General features: G+C 35.0%; 21 protein-coding genes and 1 other annotated feature. Of the genes, 8 read left to right on the top strand and 13 right to left on the bottom strand.

Features of this window, described 5'->3' with window-relative positions; genetic code table 11:
• Positions 1-181: 181 nt before the first annotated feature.
• The gene (locus CD29_RS14875) at positions 182-889 is read right to left on the bottom strand and encodes a DNA alkylation repair protein (RefSeq protein WP_036188529.1); all 708 of its coding nucleotides are present in this window, start codon (positions 887-889) and stop codon (positions 182-184) included.
• Positions 890-1,101: 212 nt separating this feature from the next.
• Here CD29_RS14875 and CD29_RS14870 point away from each other — a divergent pair, with 212 nt between their 5' ends.
• Positions 1,102-2,109, top strand: coding sequence for a nucleoid-associated protein (locus CD29_RS14870; RefSeq protein WP_036188527.1), 1,008 nt, complete (start codon positions 1,102-1,104; stop codon positions 2,107-2,109).
• Positions 2,110-2,166: 57 nt separating this feature from the next.
• Positions 2,167-2,535, top strand: coding sequence for a PilZ domain-containing protein (locus CD29_RS14865; protein WP_036188524.1), 369 nt, complete (start codon positions 2,167-2,169; stop codon positions 2,533-2,535).
• A 58-nt stretch (positions 2,536-2,593) separates the two neighbouring features.
• On the opposite strand, the gene CD29_RS14860 is transcribed toward CD29_RS14865, so the two are convergent.
• Positions 2,594-2,959, bottom strand: coding sequence for a VOC family protein (locus tag CD29_RS14860; protein WP_036188592.1), 366 nt, complete (start codon positions 2,957-2,959; stop codon positions 2,594-2,596).
• 205 nt (positions 2,960-3,164) lie between these two features.
• Between CD29_RS14860 and CD29_RS14855 the strand changes: the two genes are divergently transcribed.
• Positions 3,165-3,410 (top strand): YkuS family protein, encoded by a 246-nt coding sequence (locus CD29_RS14855; protein WP_036188521.1) that lies wholly within the window; start codon positions 3,165-3,167, stop codon positions 3,408-3,410.
• 38 nt (positions 3,411-3,448) lie between these two features.
• Here CD29_RS14855 and CD29_RS14850 read toward each other — a convergent pair whose 3' ends face one another.
• The gene (locus CD29_RS14850; RefSeq protein ID WP_235801850.1) at positions 3,449-4,090 is read right to left on the bottom strand and encodes a phosphatase PAP2 family protein; all 642 of its coding nucleotides are present in this window, start codon (positions 4,088-4,090) and stop codon (positions 3,449-3,451) included.
• A 140-nt stretch (positions 4,091-4,230) separates the two neighbouring features.
• Positions 4,231-4,626 carry a VOC family protein gene (locus CD29_RS14845; RefSeq protein WP_036188516.1) on the bottom strand — a complete coding sequence of 132 codons (396 nt, stop codon included), beginning with the start codon at positions 4,624-4,626 and terminating at the stop codon, positions 4,231-4,233.
• Positions 4,627-4,764: 138 nt separating this feature from the next.
• On the opposite strand from CD29_RS14845, the gene CD29_RS14840 reads away from it, so the two are divergent.
• A complete protein-coding gene (locus CD29_RS14840; protein ID WP_036188513.1) occupies positions 4,765-5,127 on the top strand; it encodes a VOC family protein in 363 nt (120 codons plus the stop codon).
• Between the two features lie 535 nt (positions 5,128-5,662).
• Here CD29_RS14840 and CD29_RS14835 read toward each other — a convergent pair.
• The 8 genes from CD29_RS14835 to CD29_RS14800 all read right to left on the bottom strand — a co-directional run bounded on the left by CD29_RS14835 (position 5,663) and on the right by CD29_RS14800 (position 11,498).
• Entirely contained in the window at positions 5,663-6,289 is a 627-nt protein-coding gene (locus tag CD29_RS14835) for an HAD hydrolase-like protein (RefSeq protein WP_036188511.1), read from the bottom strand.
• Between the two features lie 200 nt (positions 6,290-6,489).
• Complete coding sequence (locus CD29_RS14830; protein ID WP_081976281.1) at positions 6,490-7,026, bottom strand: AAA family ATPase; 537 nt, start codon at positions 7,024-7,026, stop codon at positions 6,490-6,492.
• A gap of 37 nt (positions 7,027-7,063) precedes the next feature.
• The gene (locus CD29_RS14825; protein ID WP_036188508.1) at positions 7,064-7,588 is read right to left on the bottom strand and encodes a GNAT family N-acetyltransferase; all 525 of its coding nucleotides are present in this window, start codon (positions 7,586-7,588) and stop codon (positions 7,064-7,066) included.
• An 83-nt stretch (positions 7,589-7,671) separates the two neighbouring features.
• Positions 7,672-8,046 (bottom strand): hypothetical protein, encoded by a 375-nt coding sequence (locus CD29_RS14820; RefSeq protein ID WP_036188507.1) that lies wholly within the window; start codon positions 8,044-8,046, stop codon positions 7,672-7,674.
• Positions 8,047-8,069: 23 nt separating this feature from the next.
• The gene (locus tag CD29_RS14815; protein WP_036188505.1) at positions 8,070-8,837 is read right to left on the bottom strand and encodes an aminoglycoside phosphotransferase family protein; all 768 of its coding nucleotides are present in this window, start codon (positions 8,835-8,837) and stop codon (positions 8,070-8,072) included.
• 101 nt (positions 8,838-8,938) lie between these two features.
• A complete protein-coding gene (locus CD29_RS14810) occupies positions 8,939-10,201 on the bottom strand; it encodes an MFS transporter (protein WP_036188503.1) in 1,263 nt (420 codons plus the stop codon).
• A gap of 250 nt (positions 10,202-10,451) precedes the next feature.
• Positions 10,452-10,925, bottom strand: a complete 474-nt coding sequence (locus CD29_RS14805; protein ID WP_036188500.1) for a GNAT family N-acetyltransferase — start codon at positions 10,923-10,925, stop codon at positions 10,452-10,454.
• Between the two features lie 48 nt (positions 10,926-10,973).
• The gene (locus CD29_RS14800) at positions 10,974-11,498 is read right to left on the bottom strand and encodes a GNAT family N-acetyltransferase (protein WP_036188497.1); all 525 of its coding nucleotides are present in this window, start codon (positions 11,496-11,498) and stop codon (positions 10,974-10,976) included.
• 174 nt (positions 11,499-11,672) lie between these two features.
• Positions 11,673-11,910 (top strand) — a binding site (T-box leader).
• 82 nt (positions 11,911-11,992) lie between these two features.
• Here CD29_RS14800 and ileS point away from each other — a divergent pair.
• Complete coding sequence (gene ileS, locus CD29_RS14795) at positions 11,993-15,088, top strand: isoleucine--tRNA ligase (protein WP_036188494.1); 3,096 nt, start codon at positions 11,993-11,995, stop codon at positions 15,086-15,088.
• Positions 15,089-15,841: 753 nt separating this feature from the next.
• Positions 15,842-17,599 carry an aminodeoxychorismate synthase component I gene (pabB, locus tag CD29_RS14790; protein WP_036188491.1) on the top strand — a complete coding sequence of 586 codons (1,758 nt, stop codon included), beginning with the start codon at positions 15,842-15,844 and terminating at the stop codon, positions 17,597-17,599.
• A 60-nt stretch (positions 17,600-17,659) separates the two neighbouring features.
• On the opposite strand, the gene CD29_RS14785 is transcribed toward pabB, so the two are convergent.
• The gene (locus CD29_RS14785; protein WP_036188489.1) at positions 17,660-18,574 is read right to left on the bottom strand and encodes a LysR family transcriptional regulator; all 915 of its coding nucleotides are present in this window, start codon (positions 18,572-18,574) and stop codon (positions 17,660-17,662) included.
• A gap of 264 nt (positions 18,575-18,838) precedes the next feature.
• On the opposite strand from CD29_RS14785, the gene CD29_RS14780 reads away from it, so the two are divergent.
• Positions 18,839-20,149, top strand: a complete 1,311-nt coding sequence (locus tag CD29_RS14780) for a GntP family permease (protein WP_036188486.1) — start codon at positions 18,839-18,841, stop codon at positions 20,147-20,149.
• Between the two features lie 80 nt (positions 20,150-20,229).
• On the top strand, positions 20,230-20,988 hold the full coding sequence (locus CD29_RS14775) for a 3-hydroxybutyrate dehydrogenase (protein WP_036188484.1): 759 nt from the start codon (positions 20,230-20,232) through the stop codon (positions 20,986-20,988).
• Positions 20,989-21,011 lie beyond the last annotated feature (23 nt).

Raw genomic sequence — 21,011 nt, 5'->3', positions numbered from 1 at the left:
ATACTTGTTACATTTAAGTTAACATTTATTTTAAAAATACTAGAATTTTATTTACTTTATATCATATTAATACTAATTAATCATGCAGGTATTATTTACTTGTGTTGTCAAATGCAATTCCTTTAATTAGTAAAGTAAAAAAGCGTTGATCCACTTTTGGACCAACGCTTAATTTCAATTATTAACATATACAAGTCTTTCTCTTTAATCCTACTTTGTTTTTTTCTTCAATCTTCTTAATATAATCATTCGCAAGAGGTACCTTACACGCAGTATTGCCTACATCTACATGTACTTTTCCTATATGCTCAGCAACCTGTTTTGCTTCTTCGGTTAATTCGGCCACATAAGCACCAACAGATATGACAAAGCCATTCATTACGTATCTAACCCGATTTCGCTCTTGATGAACGGTATTTTTCACTTGATTTAACAAATCTCGTATTTCTATTAAATCTAATCGTTCATCTGGAGTGATTGTAATATAGTTTGAGTAAGTACTCCAACCACATACCGCTATCATTTCTTCACCGGACTTCATCCACTCTCTAGAAAGTTCAAGGGCATAATCACTCTCCCCAGCGACTTGTGCAACGGAATATTCTGCGGCCATATACCAATACGCTTTTTCAGCCCATTCCTGTAGTATTTCCTTTGAAATAAGTTTTGGGTTTACCGAAAGACCTGCTAGATACATTGCATCATGATTTCCAGAATCATATAATTTTAATGCTAATTCATGATCTTTTTTAACAAACTTGACTAATTTCTTTAAGTCCCCTATTTTAACTCCAAAATAAGGCTCTCTTACTCCATGATTTGCATAGATTTGTTTTGTTTGCTCTGAACCTAATTCTTCTAACTTTTGCATAATTTCATCGAAGGTCATGATATTCAGTCCTCTCATTCTCAAAATAATTATCTATTCATTCATTACTACAGTGTTTTAAACCGGAGACGTTTCTTTCAAATAATATTTCATCATAAAAAGGCTCTTCCCCTTTTAATTTCTAGATATATTTCCATTAATAATACATGAAAAAGTAGATTAGTATATGTTATTGTATAGATTCGGATAATGACAGATATGAAGGTGAAATAATGATCGATGTTAGTGAAAGTAAATTAGTAAAGTACGTAATGCATCATGTTGGAGAGCATCTTGTTTTAAATGACGAAGCTTTCACACAGCCTGAGATTCTTTTACAGGCAGCATTTACTCAATTAGCATTTCATAAAATAGATTGGGATCAGCAATACGAGTTTTTCCACGAAACCGATCTTGGTTTAAATGAAGTTTATACATATATCAGTTCTATCTTTGACGAAGAAGATAGTTTTTTAGAACAATCAAAAAATATAGCAACACACCTTAATAGTTCTTCAGGACACCCTGGCATTAAAAATGGTGAGCTGTTTATCGGATTGTTTGAAAATTGTATTATGACTACAGGTGCAACGAAAAAAGCTTTAGCAATTGTGAAAATTGAAGATAAAGAAATATTTTTGGACGTAAAAAACGATGAAGATAAAGTTACCGTAAATGGAATTGACGGCATTAACGTTAAGAAAATAAACAACATGGCCGTTATTGTGGATATGGGAGCTGACGAGCCTCCATTAGTCTTTATTAAAACAAAGAAAAAAGAAGATGTTGTATACTGGCAAGAACGTTTTTTAAAGATTAAAGTAGCGGATGAATATTATTACAATACAAACCTCGCTTTAACTGAAGTAAAAAAATATATTTTAAAAGAAGAAAGCTTTTCAAATCCTGAAAAATTAGAGCTACTAAATAAGACATTAGATTATTTTAGAAATGAAGAAGAATTTCATGCCGATGAATATATTGAAACAGTATTTGATAAAGCGGATTCCACTCAGAAGGATGTTATCGTAAATACAGTAAAACCTTATGAAACAGTTATTTCTGAAAGTGCCATTATTAAAGCGGAAAAAAGTTATAAACGTAAAATTAAACTCGATTCAAATATCGAAATTCAAGTGAATGTCCATAATATAGAGCAGATGAATGAATTAATTGAAATCGGTTATGACGAGACGACAAATCGGAAGTTCTATAAAATCTATTTTCAGGAAGAAGTTTAGTGATTATAATAGTAGAAATAGTTAACCTCGTTTACAATAAGTTTGGGGGGATTACGATTGCAATTTAAGAGAAACGAATCATTTCGTTATTCATTTGGTCAACCGGTACCGGCACTATTTAAAATAGTTAGTATTAATGGACGTGAAGTAAACTCTGCATCTGGTAAAGCAGAGATTGTTGACATTAGCCCTGAAGGCATTCGAATGACTTCAGAATTAAATATTCCTGACATTAAATTAAAACAACCAATTCTTTCTATTACCTTTAACATAAACGATAAACCCTTCCAGCTAAATGGATTGATTATGTGGAAAAAGGAACGGAAAAACTCAGCAGAGTATGGTATTAAATTGTTAATAGATGATTCGATGAAAAGTAACATAGTCGGTGAATTGAAAATTCACTCTAAAAATATGAAAAAATAATTAAGGCCAATTACCTTTAGTCATTTAGGTAATTGGCTCTTTAAATTATCGTAAAAATTTAATCGATTCTTTGAATTATTTCTACCCTGTTGCCAAATGGATCCCTGAATTCAAATCGGTCAAAACCTGGAATTGAAACCGCTTCGATTATTTTTATATCTTCTTCTGACAATCGATTTCTCCAAAAACCGATATCCTTTACTTCATATGCAATATGAGCTTTAGTCGTTAGTCGGTCAAAACCATCTTCAGTTCCAATATGTACATCTCGGTCACCAACATTAATCCAAAATCCCCCACGCCCTTTTAGTGAATCGGGTTTTTCAACTTCTTGCAACCCTAAAACTTCACAATAGAACCTTTTCCCCGCATCTTCTGTGCCTTTAGGAATTGTAATTTGAACATGATGTACCCCTAGAATCATCTTCCCCACTCCTGTGAATTCATAGTCGAATGAAATTTCCATTACCAATAAAATAGATTCAACATGAAAAGCCAAAAAACCTTCCTAATCTAACGTAACTTTAAAGGAAAGTAATATTGACAGTTGATCTTATTAAAAAATAGTGAAATTAAGCGAATAATTCATATACCGATATGACACATTACATATAGGAGGTGGAACAATTATGGCTAACATCATTGGTGTTGAACAATCATTATCAAACGTAGAAGCTGCATTAAAAGCTAAAGGTTATGAAGTAAAACAACTTCGTAATGAAGAAGATGCAAAAAATTGTGCTGCATGCGTTATTACTGGACAAGATGAAAACGTGATGGGAATCAGCGACATTGTTACTGAAGGATCTGTTATTAACGCTCACGGTTTATCTGCTGATGAGGTAGTACAACGTGTAGAAAAATTGTTAAATTAATCAATTTTAATTGCTGTCATAGAATTCACGATTGAATTCTATGGCAGCATTTTTTCATTACCTTCACGATTTCTCGATTGCCGCATTTCTTTAAAAAGATAGTATATCCAAATAACAATTACTAGGCAAAATCCACTCGCAAAATAGCCTGCAATAACGTCACTCGGGTAGTGAACACCTAGATATACCCTGCTAATCCCAATCATTAATATTAACAGACTGCCAATTAGTATGGTTAATGTTCGCCCCCAACGACTTGAAATGTGCCTACATACTACAAAGGTGACGATTCCATAAAAGGCCATTGCGTTCATGGCGTGTCCGCTGGGAAAACTGTATCCACCGATTTCTATGAGGCGATTTAAATCGGGACGTTCACGATGAAAAAGTGCTTTCAAAATTTGATTTAGCATCCGCGCTCCAATGAAAACGATTGGAATTAAAATAAGTTGTGAACGTTTCTTTATGACAGTAAATAAAAAGATAAGTAGGAACGCACCAATTAAATATATAATTTTAGACGATCCTAGTTCGGTAAAAAAAATCATAACTGATGTTAATGTAGGTGCTTCAAGCCCTTGAATTAAGGATATGATAACACTGTCTGATGTTATATATTTATACCTACTAATATTTAGCGCTATTAATCCAAAACATAAAAGTAATCCTAAGCTAAACATGAATAGCATCCTTAATTTGTTGTTCATTAACATCATTCCTCTGATAAATTCTGTTCTACTTAATATTAAAAAAGTGCCTCGAAATAATACTTCGGGCACTAAGGAATTTATTTTTGTGTTTTGTGACAATAATTGAAATTCTATTCTTTGCTTCCTAAAAGTTGGGTCAAACGGTCTTCTTCTAATTTTTTATCTAGGTATTCATAGTTCCCGAGCAAATTTCCCCATGGATCTTGGAATGTCCCCCATTTTACAGGAACACCTTCTTTTGAATATACCTCGAACGATTCAATTTGTAGCTCCTTTATTAGTCGTTCGCGTTCTATTTCGATATTTTTCACCCCAAAGCGAATCGGACCGCTTCCTTCTGTAGGTGTTCCCTCAGCAACCTGCAACCAACATCCCGGTGTCACTTCCCATTCAATAAAACCTTCGTGTGGTATGTAATCAGGCTTTCTTTGTAATAAAGTCTCATACCACTCTTGTCCTTTTTGAAAATCATTTACTCGAATTTGAATCGTCATTTCAAAAAACATTGCAACCCCTCCAAATGATTGTGTTACTTTTCTTTTTCTATATTGGTTTATGAATTCCTTTAATTTTAAAGCATTCGATAAGCTAATTTAGCGGAATGTAATTATAATTAGAGAGGTATTAAATTGGAGGTAAAACTTATGATAAAACAAATCGCAACTGTAGCAGTTTATGTAGAAGATCAACAAAAGGCAAAAACATTTTGGACAGAAAAAGTAGGGTTTGAGGTTGTTGCTGAACATCCAATGGGTTCAAACGCAACTTGGCTTGAAGTAGCGCCAAAAGGAGCTGAGAGCCGATTAGTACTTTACCCAAAAGCGATGATGAAAGGTTCTGAAAATATGAAGGCTTCGATTGTTTTTAAGAGTGAAGACGTGAAAGATACGTATGAAAAAATGAAAGCAAGTGGTGTGGAATTTTTAGGCGAACTCCAAGAAATGCAGTTTGGCTCATTTGTACAATTCAAAGATGAAGATGGAAATGAGTTTTTATTAAAAGGATAAATTTTTTGCGGGTGTTGAGGTTACTTAAGGTTATTTGGGGTTGGAGCAATTAAGGTTGAAAAAGTCCTTCATGATGCCAATGGAGGACTTTTTTTGATGGAAATCGTGGAGATTGGCTTTCAATATGCTTATGAAGGACAATTCTTGGCTTAAATCGGTGCCAAATGGCTTTCATCATGCCTATGAACGACATTTCTGGGCTTAAATCGGTGCCAAATGGCTTTCATCATGCCTATGAACGACATTTCTAAACTTAAATCGGTGCCAAATGGCTTTCATCATGCCTTTGAACGACATTTCTGAATATAAATGTGTGCCAAATGTCTTTCATAACGGGGATTAAAGATTTTTCTATCAGGCTTTGGCTTTAATTTGTCCGTCCTTTATACGCCGCCCTATATTGGACAGTTTTACTACATTTTGATCCCCGTTTGTCCATTAAAAACACTCAAAACCACACTTTTGCTAAGTCCTAAGCGCACTTTATCTTTTGATGACATCTATTTAACACCTTCCGACCCTGTAACATCTAATTCTATTTTCCTATTAATATTTCAGAGATTTCTTCTGGTTTATGGGCTACAAATTTCGGATTTTCCTTCTCAACAAGATCGAAACCATCAATTCCCCAACTTACCCACATAAAAGGTATATTTACTTTGTTACACGCTTGAATATCTCGTAATTCGTCGCCCACATAAAGTATTTGGTCCGGAGTCACTTGATTTTGTCTCATAAATTTTTTTAGAACGGTATCTTTTCCAAAAATTCTACTAGAAGTTAAAACTTCGCTAACTGACACTACCCCTTCTTGCTTAAGCAAAAGTTCGATATTCTCTTTCGCGTTAGATGAAAGTACAACAATTTGGTAACCTTCAGCAGCCAAACCATTAAGCATTTCTTTTATCCCTTCAAACAGCTTGACGTCCTTAACATTTTCTTTAAAATAGCGATACACCTTTGGCATAATTAACGGTAATTTATGCATCGGAAAATGGTATTCTCTTGCTCTTTGCGAAAGTGACATATGTTTTGTAGCAATAACATCCTCAATATCAATAGGGTCATACCGATATTTTGGCGCAAATAAATTCCATGCTTTAATAAATACATCCGTGGAATCAGCAAGAGTTCCATCAAAGTCAAAAATTATATATTTCAAAGGTTGTTCCTCCAAAGATTAAATTCATATTTTTTAGTGTAAACAATGGAACCAGGAAACACAAAACTTTCTCTCTACTTTCCATTAACTATGGGTATTAATTGCAGCATGAGTAGCTTTCAAAGCTAGGATTCCACATCAAAACTTCAAAAAACGCTAATCCTCCACTGATCAGCGCTTTACTAATTTATATTAATATGTCACTTATGAGTTGCAGGAAGTAATTCCACACCAACCATTTCTGCTATCATTTCAGCTACTTCTGAAATCGATAGTTGCTCGGTTTCTATTCGTGGCTGGAATCTTTCATTTCTTAATCCTTTTAAACAACGATCAATTTGTTGTGAAGCCCATGAATTAATTTCTTCTCCTCGACCCAACAATCGATTATCTATCGTTTCTTTTGTAGCTGAAAGCACAAAATGATTCACTGTAACTCCGTCATTTCTAAGTCTTCCAATAATTTCGTCATAATACTGTGGATTTACGATAGTCATTGGCACAATTAAGACACCATCATACTCACGTGCTAAATATTTTAGGAAACAATAATTCCCTTCTCGCCAAACCTCGAAATCTTGAAAATCTGCTTTCCCTATCTCTTTTGGAATAACCCAGCGTGTTGTTTGACCAAGTATTTCAGGATCATAAATAAAAGACTTTGGAATTCTCCTATGTAACTCATTAGCCGTTTCAGTTTTCCCTGCACCGAAGGCTCCATTAATCCAAATAATCATTGAATCAACCCCATAACATTTTATATTTTTAAGTACTCTAATATGGAACTTCATTTAACTTTATTGGTGTTGTTATTCCAGATTCCCAATCACCTTTAATTGCACCATATACTATGCGATCAGCAACTGTTCCATCATCATTCTCCCACGCACTTCTAAGAAACCCTTCCTTAACAAAACCCGCATTTGAAAAGCACTTTCTCATTCCAATATTGTCAGCTCTCGTATAACCCTCAATGCGAATTTTAGCTTTCTCGCCAAATAGGTAGTCTTTTAACCAAATCAGCGTTTTTGTTCCGTACCCCTTACCTCTGTACTCCTCATCTAATCGCATATCAAAAATGGGAATTGAATCACTTATATCATTAATAATGAGGACACCAACCTTTACCCCCTGATCAATAATCCAAAAAGTCTCCCTGTCATCCTGGTAGTATCCCTTTTTGTAATTTTTTCGAACTGACTTTTCATGTACGTGTACACTTCCATGATAATCCCACTTATTCATAGTCATTAACTGAACTAAATCATCTATTTCATCTTGCAATAATTTGAACTCCACTTTATCCCCCCTTTCAATATTTATTATTCCACAAAAATAGCGCCAATCCTTTATTTGGATTGACGCTAAGAAAGCTCGAATGACTAGTTAAATAAAGTTGAACGAGCTTCTACATATTTTGTTAGCACATCAACTATAAAGAAAATTGTTACATATACAATTCCAATTACGAGAGCAGATAATAAAAGACTGCCTGAAACAATCGTAAATAATAATACACATATGAGTGCACAAACTAAATGTTTAAAATAGGAAAGCAACAATGCATCACTTTTACTGTAATGCTCAATTGCTAGTGAAGATAAAACCCCACCTACAAATAGTGTTGGAACTGCTACTAAACTGACTGCTAATCCAATAAAAAGGTTGTAGCCCGTACCAAATTCAAATAGGAGCGGAGCGATAAAAAAACCAATGACGGATGTTATGAATGCTGCGTACAATTTTCTAGAAAGCATTTCTTTCCTCCTCTGGACCAAGATTAGAAGAATTCATATAACCCCTCATTAAACTTATGTTCTTCAGTTGTTACCTTGTAACGAGTATAACCAGTATAGAAAGCCTTTATAAATTCTTCATTGTCTTTAAACTTTCTAATTGCTAAAGAAATATCATACCGAGGATCACCGACCGTCATAGCTGATACATCTATAAACATACTAGCTATTCCATCTATAACAAGTACATTGTCTGTTGTACAATCACCGTGAATCATCGTTTGTTTCACTGGATTTGGCACTGTTGCTTTTAGCTTAGTTAACAGCTCCAAAGTGCCATCTACATTGCCAATTTCAAGATGTTGTTGTGCTTTATTTAACTGATATTCTAGCCAATCATCACTCGTGCTTAACTCATGGATTAGCTTTGTTTCGTGTAATTGATGTAGTAATTGCCCAAAACTTTGTATTAATGATTTCTTTTTTTCTATAGTATTCGCTTTTTTCAGTGAAGATGTTAACGAAATCCCGTTTTCAAATGACATGATCACGTGGTTACTTTCATGATCCTCTATATAACCATAATATTTCGGAACAGGAATGATATTCTCATTTTTTAATTTTTTTAAAACTTCTGATTCTTGTTTTAGCCATTCTCTGTATCTCTCATTAAACGAACTTTTCAACAGATAGGTTTCGCCCTTAGTTATGATTTTTCGTACTTCAGAAGTACAGCCTTGTTCTTCTAGTAGTGAAATTTCTTTAATTTCACCTATGATTTCAGAAAGTCTGTTACGTAAATTGGTTTCCATTTTCTCACACATCACTTTCAATTGTAAACGGTTTCTGGAATGTTACTTAAAAATTCGCCAAAAAAAGCATTAATCCTTCTTGGATTAACGCTTTTTCACTATTAAGATAGTGTTTTTTCCACTTTTCTTTCCTTAACTAATAGTACCCCGATTAGCCCCATAGTTGAAAATATAATCGGAATGATAAATCCATAATGATATCCTAAATTGATAGAATCTTGGGGGAATAAATCTAATATACTTCCGAAAATTACAGGCAATAAAACGGCACTCGTAAATCCGCCCATATTCGCAAATCCAGTAACCGCCCCTACTTCTTTTACTGAGAAAGATTCTCTTACAATGGCGAAGGTTAAAGAAGCAGCGCCATTACCAAAACCAATGGCTACGAATAACCCAAGGACTAGCAAAAATGTAGGATTCACACCTGATAAAAACAATCCAATCCAACTGAGAACTACTACGAGGTGCACAGCTGTATATAGCTTTTTAATGGAATTTGTTCTACTTGATACCCAACTAATGAATAGACCTCCAAATATCGCACCAAAAAGTCCATACATAATTAACTGACTAGCCTCGGCACGGGTCATATCAAAAACATGTATGCCATATGGAACACCCCATGAACCGATAAATCCTATATATCCTCCAACCAGACCAAAGTGGCAAAGAAAGGTAGCCCAAGCCTGACGTGTTGTGCTTAATCTTCTTAAAATTTTCCAAACACCTTCTTTAATTTGAGGTGTATTCTTTTGTTCATCTAACTCTAATTCTTCTTTAAATAATTTTTTAGGTTTCGAGACAAGAACGAAATAAAGCACAAACGTTAATACTACTAATATAACTCCGACACTAAAGAACGGTGTTCTCCATCCTGCATATGATATCCACATTGTAAAAGGTACGGTTGCAGCTAATGATGCAAAGCTACTAACTAATGAAACGAGACCTAGTAATTTAACAAACTCTTTACCAACAAACCACTGGGTCATGATTAAGACTAAATTGATAAATATCGCTGCATCGCCAATACCTACTAAAAATCGAGAGAACATTAACATGTATTCGTTTCCAGCCGTACTATATATAATACTTCCAATACCTGTTAAAAAGGTCCCAATAATTAAAAAACGGTTAGGTCCGAATCTGTCAGATAGTAAACCTGATGGAATCTGCAGTGCTGCATATGCAACAAAGGAAATGCTACTAATAATACCAATGACTGCACCGGTCACTTGAAAATCCTTCATTAATTGGTCCGTAATCAGTCCAGGTGCAGTTCGGAGGGTGACAATTAAAAAATATGCTACTAAAGCTGTACCATAAACCACCCATCTGTAGCTACTTTCCTGTTTATTCATTTACTTAACCTCCTCAGGTTTGGAACTTCTATATTGAATGATTATTTACCTATGAATCATCATCACTATTTGTCAAAGCTCAATTAAACAAAACCATTAACTATTTATGATTTATTATCATTAATATTCTTCTAGTAAACTTACTTATTTTAACAAACAAACCAAACACCTTCAATACCTATAAATATTATCTAGTTTATTCAAAAAAATTGAAAAGGCGCTTATCCATCTTGGATAAACACCTATAAATCTAATTTTCTTTCACCATTGTGATAAATTCAGTAGTTGTGTTTTTGAATTCTGCCTCTCTAACAAACCCAAGCTTTTCATACAGGCGAATTGCTCGCTCGTTAAATTTTGCAACAGTTAAACGAAGTGGAAGTTCATGATCTTTTTGAATCTGTTCCAAAATAAACGAAAAGAATTTTGTGCCATTGCCCGCTCCTGTTAGGGCAGGTTTCATTCCTATGCCTAAATCAAGATACGACTCCTTGTAGACACCAAATTGATGACCAGCCGGAACTTGCGCTGAATTACCTGCACAATAAAACCCAATAAGATCATTATCGTTATTTACTACCGCCTTATAATTACTAGTTAATAATTCTTGAATAGCATCCTCACTCAATTCGTTGTTATATAAGTCATAAGGTGGTTCGTATTTCCAGCTTAAGATTTCTTCAGCAAAGCCGCGATTCATTTCTTTAACAATTAGTTCGTTCATATTAATCTCCCAATGTGCGAATTTATGGTATTCATTTAGTTAAATCCATTATTTTGTTAATGAATAGACGTATGTATCATGTGGAGCACCATTTTGATACATATTTTTCCTCAGTACACCTTCTCTTAGAAAACCTAATTTTTCTAACAGCTTATAAGATGCATGGTTTTCAAGATATATAATTGCTCCAATTCTAGTTAAATTCATCTCATTAAATCCATACTCGGCGATCTTCTCAATTGCTTCAGAAGCATATCCTTTTCGCCAAAAATCAGGATGAATTTCATACCCAATTTCGGCCTTTCGATGCTTTGGTGCCCATGCGTGATATCCAACCGTTCCTATGAACTCTTTACTCTCTTTTAGTTCTATTCCCCAACGAATTGTCTTTTTCTCTAAATAGTTTTTGGAGAAAAGCTCAATTAAGTCTATAGCTTGTTCAATTTTTTGAAATGGTTCACTTCCGTAATATTTCATGATCTGTTCATTTGAAAAGCACTCAAATATCGCATCAGCATCTGCTTTCGTAATTTCCCTTAATACGAGTCTCTTTGTTTCTAAAATTGGAAACACGATACTCCCCCTTTGTATAAGCCGCCTTAAATCCATCTCCTAATTTAGAATTCTATAAATAAAGCATTAATCCTCTTTAAGTCGTACTTGAAAAAGAATATCACCGGATATCAATTGTAAGAATTATTTGACTTTTATATTTATCTATGTTAATATTCAATCCAATAAAAGCATACAAATTCGTTGATGAGAAAAAGTAGCGTTTCGTTTTGATCCCCAGAGAGCTGACAATCGGTGCAAGTCAGTGTTCAAAAGTTACGTGAAAAATCCTCTCTGAGAAGTTAGGCTGAAATTAAGTAAGTCTGACCGGGAGTCTACCGTTAAAAGGACCGCGTATGATTGTACGTTGCTAAGTGCTATTGAGCGGATCAATAGAATTAGGGTGGTATCGCGGGTTAACCCCGTCCCTTCTTGGGACGGGGTTTTTTGCGTTCAAACGTATAAGCATTGCTAGTATGTCTTTTACAAAATTATTTTGTATAGGAGCGATATCTATGAATGCTAGTGTTAGTAAGGAAACCGTTGTTCATCGTGAGAAACGTATCCGAAAATTTTGGTCAGAAGAAAACACATTTCATAAGTCTGTAGAAATGAGAACAGGAAAAACACCTTTCGTCTTTTATGAAGGACCCCCAACTGCAAATGGTCTTCCCCATGTCGGGCATGCATTTGGTCGAACAATTAAAGATGTAGTAGCGCGTTACAAAACGATGAAGGGCTATCTAGTTGAGCGAAAAGCCGGTTGGGATACACATGGACTTCCAGTTGAACTTGGTGTTGAGAAGCAACTTGGAATCTCTGGGAAACAAGAAATTGAACGCTACGGTGTGGAAGCCTTTATAAACAAATGTAAAGTGAGTGTTTTTACCTATGAGAAAAAATGGCGTTCATTTACGGAAGATTTAGGTTACTGGGTTGATATGGATAATCCGTATTTAACGTTAAGCAATGACTATATCGAAAGTGTGTGGAACATATTGAGTAAGGTGCACAAAGACGGGCTATTGTACAAAGGTCACCGCGTATCTCCATACTGCCCTAGTTGCCAAACGACTTTAAGTTCACATGAAGTAGCACAAGGCTACAAAGACGTAAAGGATCTATCGGCTACCGTAAAATTTAAACGAATTGATGTTGAGAATGAATATTTCTTAGGCTGGACAACAACCCCTTGGACATTACCTGCAAACGTAGCTCTCGCAGTTAATCCTGCTTTAACTTATGTTCGAGTTCAGATGGGGAACAAAGTTTATATTGTTGCTAAATCTTTAGTGAGCAAAGTTCTTGGTGAAGATGTATTGGTCCTAAGTGAACATAATGGCCGTGAATTTGATGGAGTTCGTTATGCCCCTCCATTTAATTATGTATCTGTTGAGAAAGGGCACCAGATTGTTCTTGCTGATTATGTTACGGAAGATAGCGGAACAGGAATTGTTCATATTGCTCCAGCTTACGGTGAAGATGACTACAAAACTGTTCAGAAGAATGGTTTGTCTTTTATTAATGTAGTGGATCAACAAGGCCGTTATACTTCAGAAGTTACTGACCTATCAGGAAGATTTGTAAAAGATTGCGATGTAGATATTATAAAGATGCTTTCTGAACAGGGGACGCTTTTCCTTAAAGAAAAGTATGAACATAGCTATCCTCATTGTTGGAGATGCGATTCTCCCCTACTCTATTACGCAACAGATAGTTGGTTCATAAAGATGTCAGCACTGAAGGATAAAATGCTTGAAAACAATGCCTCCGTGAATTGGTATCCTGACCATATTAAAAATGGACGTTTTGGCAATTTCCTTGAAAATCTGATGGATTGGAATATCAGTAGAAATCGGTACTGGGGAACTCCATTAAATGTATGGGTTTGTTCTAGTTGTGGGCATGAGGAAGCTCCAAGCAGCATCCAGGAATTACAGAGGGTTGCGACAACTCAAATTTCAAATGAAATTGAGTTGCACAAACCTTATATCGATGAAGTACAGTGTGCTTGTCCAAAATGTAATGACGTTATGAATAGAACCCATGAAGTAATTGATGTTTGGTTTGATAGTGGTTCAATGCCCTTTGCACAGTATCACTATCCTTTTGGTGATTTGGAAAAGTTCAAATCTCAGTTCCCTGCTGATGTGGTGATTGAAGGAATCGATCAAACTAGAGGATTTTTCTACAGTTTACTAGCAGTTTCAACCCTTTTTACAGGTAATACACCTTATAAGAACGTCTTATCCCTTGGGCATGTCCTAGATGAACATGGACAGAAAATGTCTAAGAGTAAAGGTAATGCTTTAGATCCTGTTGAGTTGATTTCGGAGTACGGTGCAGATGCACTTAGATGGGCTTTCCTAGTAGATAGTTCGCCTTGGAATCCGAAGCGTTTTTCCAAAAAGATTGTCCAAGATGCTCGTTCAAAATTAATTGATACTCTAGATAATACCTATAAATTTTATGAGATGTACGCTAAAATTGATGGCTTTGTTTATGTAAATGAGCACCTTGGAAAAAGATCGATCCTTGATGAATGGATCCTTTCCCGCTTAAACAGTACAGTAAAGCTAGTTAATGAATATATGGAACGTTACCAATTTACTCAAGCCACTAGAGAAATTGCAATATTCGTTGATGAATTAAGCAATTGGTATGTTAGAAGATCGCGAACTCGTTTTTGGGCATCTGGCATGTCAGAAGATAAAAGAGCTGCTTTTTCAACGCTTTTTGAAACACTAACAACAGTCTCTCGCTTATTGGCACCATTTGTTCCGTTTGTTGTGGAAGATATTCACTTTAAGCTAAACCTAACTAGTGTCCATTTACAAGATTACCCCACAGTGAATGAAGCTGCGTTGAAAGAAACTTTAGAATCAAATATGAAAACCGTACTAAAAGTTGTGGAACTTGGTCGGAGTATTCGGAATAGCAAAAACTTGAAGGTGAAACAACCTTTGCAGAAACTGGTTGTATGGAATCATGAAGGACACCAATCTTTAAACGTCTTTTCAAGCATCATAACTGAAGAGTTAAATGTGAAAGATCTTGTCTTTACAGATGATTTAACTAGTTACCAATCTACATTATTAAAGTTAAACTTTAAAACTGCAGGTGCTGAGTTTGGGAAGTTAGTAAATGATGTGAAGAAATATGTAGATCAGATGACTGAATCAGATAAAAGGTCCCTACTAACAAACGGTCATCTACGATTAATCGTAAATGGTCAAACAGTTGAGTTAAAGAAAGATCATATTGTTGTCGATTATGAAGTGGTCAAAGGATTTGAATTAGCTGGCGATGATCATCTTAAAGTGATTTTGGATGTTACTCTCACTCCCTCACTATTAGATGAAGGTCAAGTAAGAGAATTAATCCGAGCGATACAAGATAATAGAAAGAAACTAGATTTGCCTGTTGAGAAATACATTTCAATCAATTTCTCAGCTACTGATGAAACTCTTAGTAAAATTTCAAATCATGAAGATTTGATAAAAGAAAATGTACTCGTTCACAGAATAACTTTTGAAAAGCAACATCGTTCTCAAACTCAATTTGAATTCTACTTTGGGGATGAAAAGGTATCCGTCTCATTAGGGTATTGAAGACAAAAGGTTAAAATTTGGAACTTGTTAAGTTCTACTTAAAAATATTGTCCATGGGAAATGTCTCATGGACATTTTTCTATAATTTCAGCCTTTTTTGTCCATGATAAGCCGTCTCATGGACACTTTTCTGTAATTTCAGCTCTTTTTTGTCCATGACAAGCCGTCTCATGGACATTTTTCCGTATTTTCAAGCCTATTTGTCTACGACATGCCGTCTCATGGACATTTTTCCGTATTTTCAAGCCTATTTGTCCATGACAAGCCGTCTCATGGACACTTTTCCGTAATTTCAGCCTTTTTTGTCCATGACAAGCCGTCTCATGGACACTTTTCTATAATTTCAGCCTTTTTTGTCCATGATAAGCAGTCTCATGGACATTTTTTCATAATTTCAACCCTTTTTGTCCATGACAAGCCGTCTAATGGACACTTTTCCGTAATTTCATCCATTTTTGTCCATGATAAGCCGTCTCATGGACATTTCCCCGTAAATTCAGCAATTTTTGTCCATGATAAGCCGTCTCATTGACATTTTTTCGTAATTTCAGCCCTTTTTTGTCCATGATAAGCAGTCTCATGGACATTTTTCCGTATTTTCAAGCCCTTTTATCTAAGACAAGCCGTCTCATGGACATTTCGCATTAATTTCAAACGTATTTAGAAAATCATCATTATCATAGCCATCTTGCTCACTTTGTTATATGTTAGAGAAATATGAATATTAGACGAATTGAAGAAAGGATCACTAACATGGAAAATACATCTTTAAACGAGCTATCGGCAATTCTTTCCTTTGAATTTGCATCATCCAATGGCGAGATCCAGCCATTAACTTTTCGAAATCCGATTCAATTAATAATGGCAACTAAGGTAGAAGAAATTTTACCTTGTATAGAGCAAATCCAAAATGCAGTTCAAAAAGGATACTATGCCGCAGGTTTTCTTACATATGAAAGTGCCCCAGCCTTTGATGCTGCCTATAAAGTTAGAGAAGGACAAACAATGCCACTTTTATGGTTTGGTATTTTTTCAGAACCTCTTAAAGAGTCACTTGCAAGCTCAGGTACTTATCATGTTGATAAATGGGAACCAACTGTTAGCATTGATGAGTACCATTCAGCTATTAAGTCAATAAAACAATCGATTGAACAAGGCGATACTTTCCAAACGAATTATACAATTCGACTGAAGTCCACCTTCAAAGGTGATGACCTAGCATTATTTCAAAAATTAAAAAGAGCACAATCATCAAATTATTGCGCTTATATTAATACAGGTGAACATAGTATTTTGTCAGCTTCACCAGAGCTCTTTTTCCATATAGAAGACGATGAAATTACAACACGCCCTATGAAAGGTACTGTCTTAAGAGGCAAGACCGTTGCCGAGGATGAAGATAACGCTAGTTGGCTCTATCATTCTGAAAAAAATCGTTCCGAAAATGTAATGATTGTCGATTTGCTTCGGAATGATTTAGGAAGAATTGCAGAACTAGGATCAGTAGAGGTAACAAAATTGTTTGAAATTGAACACTACCCTACCGTTCACCAGATGACTTCTACCATTAAGGCAAAAATCTCACAGAATACAAGTTACTTTGATATTTTCAAAGCACTATTCCCATGTGGGTCCATTACTGGAGCTCCTAAAATCAGTACGATGGACATTATTGCTCAAGTAGAAAACACGCCACGCGAAGTATACTGTGGAGCCATTGGATACTTTACCCCTAATGGTGAAGCGGTGTTTAACGTACCAATTAGAACCGTAGTCATCGATCAACAAACCGGTGAAGCAACTTATGGTGTTGGTGGTGGGATTACTTGGGATTCTACTGCTGATGGAGAATATCACGAAGTTCTTGCAAAAGCTAGTTTTCTGGAGAGAGATGTACCACAATTTCAACTGTTGGAAAGTATCTTATTAACAGACGGTGAGTTTTTCTTATTAGAAGAACACCTTAACCGTTTATCTAAATCTGCTAAGTACTTCGGCTTTCCTTTTAACATAGAAAAAGTCCAATCAGCACTTTTAGGAATTGCCCGAGAACATAAAATCAATGAATATAAAATTCGCTTACTTTTAAATAAAACAGGTGCCTTCACTATCGAGGCTAACCAGTTGAAAACGATGATGTCGCCAATGACCGTAACGTTAGCTGACAAGCCTATTAATAAAGAAAACCTTTTTCTTTATCATAAAACCACGCATCGAAAAATGTATGAAGAATACCAAGACAAATTCAAAGATTATTTCGATATTCTTCTTTGGAATGAAAACGAAGATTTAACGGAATTTACAAATGGAAATGTCGTGCTTGAAATAGAAGGTACACTTTGGACACCACCTATCCAAAGTGGATTACTATCAGGCACATATCGTGAAGCCCTTATTAGAGAAGGCAGAGTAAAAGAGAAGATACTAACTTTAGCCGACTTAGAAAGATGTACAAGCATCTGGCTTATCAACAGTGTAAGAAAATGGGTTCCGGTTCAACTAGCAAAGTAAATATAGTAAAAATCAATAATCTTTCTTCGAAAAAACATCGTTGAAAGATTATTGATTTTTTTAAAATTGCTTATATTTATCTTTAGTAAATTGTAAAAATGCCATTGCAGCAGGAGATAGTTCAGAATCTCTTTTGTAACTAATAACAACATTATTTTTATAAGTTGGATTTCCAATCGTATATAGATTTGAATTAATTACAAGTTGGTCTCGTGTTACAACACATTCAGGAATTAATGTTATTCCTAACCCGCTATTAGCTAATCTGAATGCATTTTCGATATTATTCGTGTCCAGTATTATGTTTGGTTTAATATCGTAGTGCTCAAAAATTTGATCGGTTAATCGGCGCAAGCCTAATCCTGGTTTTAATAAAATAAATTTATCGTTATTTAACCGAGATGGATTAAATGGGATATGCTTCGGCTTTGTATAGTTCTTATCATATAACTCATGACCCGGTGGAATTACTAGATAAATATTTTCTTCATATAATCTTTCATAAACTAAATCTGAATTTGAAATTGGAAGCATATTTAAACAAATATCAATCTTATTTTGAAGGATTAGAGCCTCCATTTCAGCAGCAGGCGCTTCCTCAAGTTGAACATCAATGCCCGGATATTTGTCCATAAATTGAGGAAGAAATTTGTACAACGTATGGGAAGCAAGAATGGGATTAATTCCAATTGTTAACCGGCCCTTTTTCAAATTAGAAATCGCTTCAAGTTCATGTTGCATTTTTTCGTAAGTTTTTTGTATGTCTTTCATATATGCAATATACATTTCACCTGCATAAGTCAATTTTATAGGTGTAACTTGACGGTTGATTAACTCGACTCCAATCTTCTCCTCTAAGTTTTTTATATATTTACTCAAATATGGTTGTGAAACAAAAAGTGCATTTGCTGCGTGTGAAAAACCCCCATATTCTTCAATAGCTTGTAAGTAATCTAGTGATAAATTTTCTCTCATTTCTTTACTCCTCAATCCATCTATTACGAAGATTATTCGCTATACTTACCCCTATCATGGGAAATTTACTAGGAAATTACGAACAATCCCTCCCTCGCTATGTAAGCGTTTACTAAAAAACCGGATAATAACTAAAAAGTTATACCAGCAATAATAAAATAAGTATTATAAGTTTTGACAAACTAATGACATAATTCTAAATGTGATCACATTCTGTCAAGAAAAATTCATATTTACAGCTAGAAAAACAGGAGGACAAGTGATATGGGAACTTTAGGGATTCTTATAGCAATCTTTGTCATTGTAATTATGGCAATGAAAGGATTCAGTATTATCTTCATCGCTCCTGTAGCCTCAATTATCGTTATATTAACAAATGGTATGGACTTCTTCCCAAGTTTAATTGGAACAGAAGCCTCATTTATGACAGGGCTTACAGGATTTATAATAAACTACTTTGCAGTATTCCTATTAGGTGCAATATTAGCACAGTATATTGAAAAAAGTGGTGCAGCACAATCAATTGCACAAAAGGTACTAAAAATTACAGGAACAGATAAACCATTTCCCGTATTAGTAGCAGTCTTTTTAATCAGTGCAATTTTAACTTACGGTGGTATTAGTTTATTCGTAGTATTATTCGTTGTTATTCCATTAGCGAAACCACTGTTTAAACAATTAAACATCGCATGGAATTTAATCGTTCTTCCTGTATTTTTAGGGATTGGAACATTTACTATGACAATGTTACCAGGTACACCATCTATTCAAAACGTTGTACCAACAACTTATTTAGGAACTACTTTAACTGCAGCACCTTTAATTGGGATTGTCGCGACAATTGTAGCAATTGGTACTGGTATTTGGTACATGAAGAGAGCTTTAAATAAAAGTATCAGAAATAAAGAAGTTTTCAAAGTAGATGAGAAAAATGAAAAACAAATAGAGTTAAAAGAAAAGATACCATCTTTCTTCTTAAGTATTTTGCCTATTTTAGTCTTAATCGTCATTATTTTTGTTGGTAGTGCGATGGAAGTAGATAATATTGTATTAATCGGTTTAGGTGCAGCTGTAGTTCTATCTGCAATCCTATTCCACAAATACATTCCTTCTCATAAAGAAGCGGTAAGCTTAGGTGCCAATGGATCAGTTATGCCAATCTTCTTTACATCCGCATCTGTAGCATTTGGGGTTGTTATTACATTAGCACCAGGATTTAAAGTTATTTCTGATTTTATTCTAGGTATGCCCGGTGATCCTCTAATTAGTTTAACAATTGCTTCTACAGCATTAGGGGCAATTACTGGATCAGCTTCAGGTGGGCTTGGTATTGCGATGGAAGCATTTGCGGAAAGTTACTTAGCAATGGGTGTTAACCCTGATGCAATGCACCGAATTTCAGCGATTGCATCCGCAGTATTTACAGGTTTACCACACTCTGGTGCGGTTTTATCTCTATTTGCTCTAACAGGTTTAACTCATAAAAATGGATTCAAATACGCATTCATCATTATGACAGTTCCAAACCTACTAGCTTTAATAGCTGCATTATTATTAGGTATTTTCTTATATTAAAAGAATTGGAGAAGATGAGAGTTCTTCTCCAATAATAATAAAATCAAAATTACATTAATTACTTTTGGAGGTTATATATTATGAAAACAACTAATCGTACAGTTCTTGTCACTGGTGGAGCTCAAGGTATTGGATATGCAATCTCACAAGAATTCATTGCAAATGGTGACTTCGTAGCTATTTTTGACCTAAATGAAGAAGCTGCAATCGCTGCTGCTGAAAAATTAGGAAACGCAAAAGGTTACAAAGTAAACGTAACTGATGAAACTTCAGTTAAAACTGCAATCGACGCTGTAATCGCTGAACGCGGTTCTGTAGACGTAGTTGTAAACAACGCAGGTTTACAATTCATTTCAAGAACAGAAGACTTCCCAGTTGAAAAATGGGATCTGTTAAACGATGTTATCTTAAAAGGTACATTCTTAATGACTAAACACTCATTAAAATCAATGCAAGCTCAAAATTATGGTCGTATTATCAACATCGTATCTGCTCATGGCCGTGTTCCTGATGCTTACAAATCAGCTTACTGTGCTGCTAAAGCAGGACAAACTGGATTCTCTAAAGTAGTCGCTTTAGAAAATGCTACAAACGGTATTACAGTTAACTGTATCGAACCAGGTCCAGTACGTACTGAACTAATTGAAAAACAACTACCAGTATTAGCTGAGAAAGATGGTACTTCTGTAGAAGAAGCATTAAATCACCACATCTTAGGTAAACAATGGATCAAACGTTTACTTGAGCCATCTGAAATTGGTAAAACTGCTGTATTCTTAGCTTCTGAAGGAGCAGCTGCAATCACTGGTGAATCAATCCCAGTTACTGGTGGTATTTAATAATAGGTTCAAAAAATGCTTGG

It is taken from the genome of Ureibacillus manganicus DSM 26584 (genome assembly GCF_000772945.1).
Lineage (GTDB): Bacteria > Bacillota > Bacilli > Bacillales_A > Planococcaceae > Ureibacillus > Ureibacillus manganicus.
This window is presented reverse-complemented; position numbering and strand designations above follow the sequence as displayed.

Coding starts and splice junctions, on each gene's coding strand:
- CD29_RS14860 (WP_036188592.1), bottom strand. CDS start 2,959: ATGATTCTAGGGGTACATCATGTTCAAATTACAATTCCTAAAGGCACA.
- CD29_RS14785 (WP_036188489.1), bottom strand. CDS start 18,574: ATGAGAGAAAATTTATCACTAGATTACTTACAAGCTATTGAAGAATAT.
- CD29_RS14850 (WP_235801850.1), bottom strand. CDS start 4,090: ATGTTTAGCTTAGGATTACTTTTATGTTTTGGATTAATAGCGCTAAAT.
- CD29_RS14815 (WP_036188505.1), bottom strand. CDS start 8,837: ATGGAAACCAATTTACGTAACAGACTTTCTGAAATCATAGGTGAAATT.
- CD29_RS14805 (WP_036188500.1), bottom strand. CDS start 10,925: ATGAACGAACTAATTGTTAAAGAAATGAATCGCGGCTTTGCTGAAGAA.
- CD29_RS14810 (WP_036188503.1), bottom strand. CDS start 10,201: ATGAATAAACAGGAAAGTAGCTACAGATGGGTGGTTTATGGTACAGCT.
- CD29_RS14830 (WP_081976281.1), bottom strand. CDS start 7,026: ATGATTATTTGGATTAATGGAGCCTTCGGTGCAGGGAAAACTGAAACG.
- CD29_RS14775 (WP_036188484.1), top strand. CDS start 20,230: ATGAAAACAACTAATCGTACAGTTCTTGTCACTGGTGGAGCTCAAGGT.
- CD29_RS14875 (WP_036188529.1), bottom strand. CDS start 889: ATGACCTTCGATGAAATTATGCAAAAGTTAGAAGAATTAGGTTCAGAG.
- CD29_RS14840 (WP_036188513.1), top strand. CDS start 4,765: ATGATAAAACAAATCGCAACTGTAGCAGTTTATGTAGAAGATCAACAA.
- CD29_RS14820 (WP_036188507.1), bottom strand. CDS start 8,046: ATGCTTTCTAGAAAATTGTACGCAGCATTCATAACATCCGTCATTGGT.
- CD29_RS14870 (WP_036188527.1), top strand. CDS start 1,102: ATGATCGATGTTAGTGAAAGTAAATTAGTAAAGTACGTAATGCATCAT.
- CD29_RS14855 (WP_036188521.1), top strand. CDS start 3,165: ATGGCTAACATCATTGGTGTTGAACAATCATTATCAAACGTAGAAGCT.
- CD29_RS14780 (WP_036188486.1), top strand. CDS start 18,839: ATGGGAACTTTAGGGATTCTTATAGCAATCTTTGTCATTGTAATTATG.
- CD29_RS14845 (WP_036188516.1), bottom strand. CDS start 4,626: ATGTTTTTTGAAATGACGATTCAAATTCGAGTAAATGATTTTCAAAAA.
- pabB (WP_036188491.1), top strand. CDS start 15,842: ATGGAAAATACATCTTTAAACGAGCTATCGGCAATTCTTTCCTTTGAA.
- ileS (WP_036188494.1), top strand. CDS start 11,993: ATGAATGCTAGTGTTAGTAAGGAAACCGTTGTTCATCGTGAGAAACGT.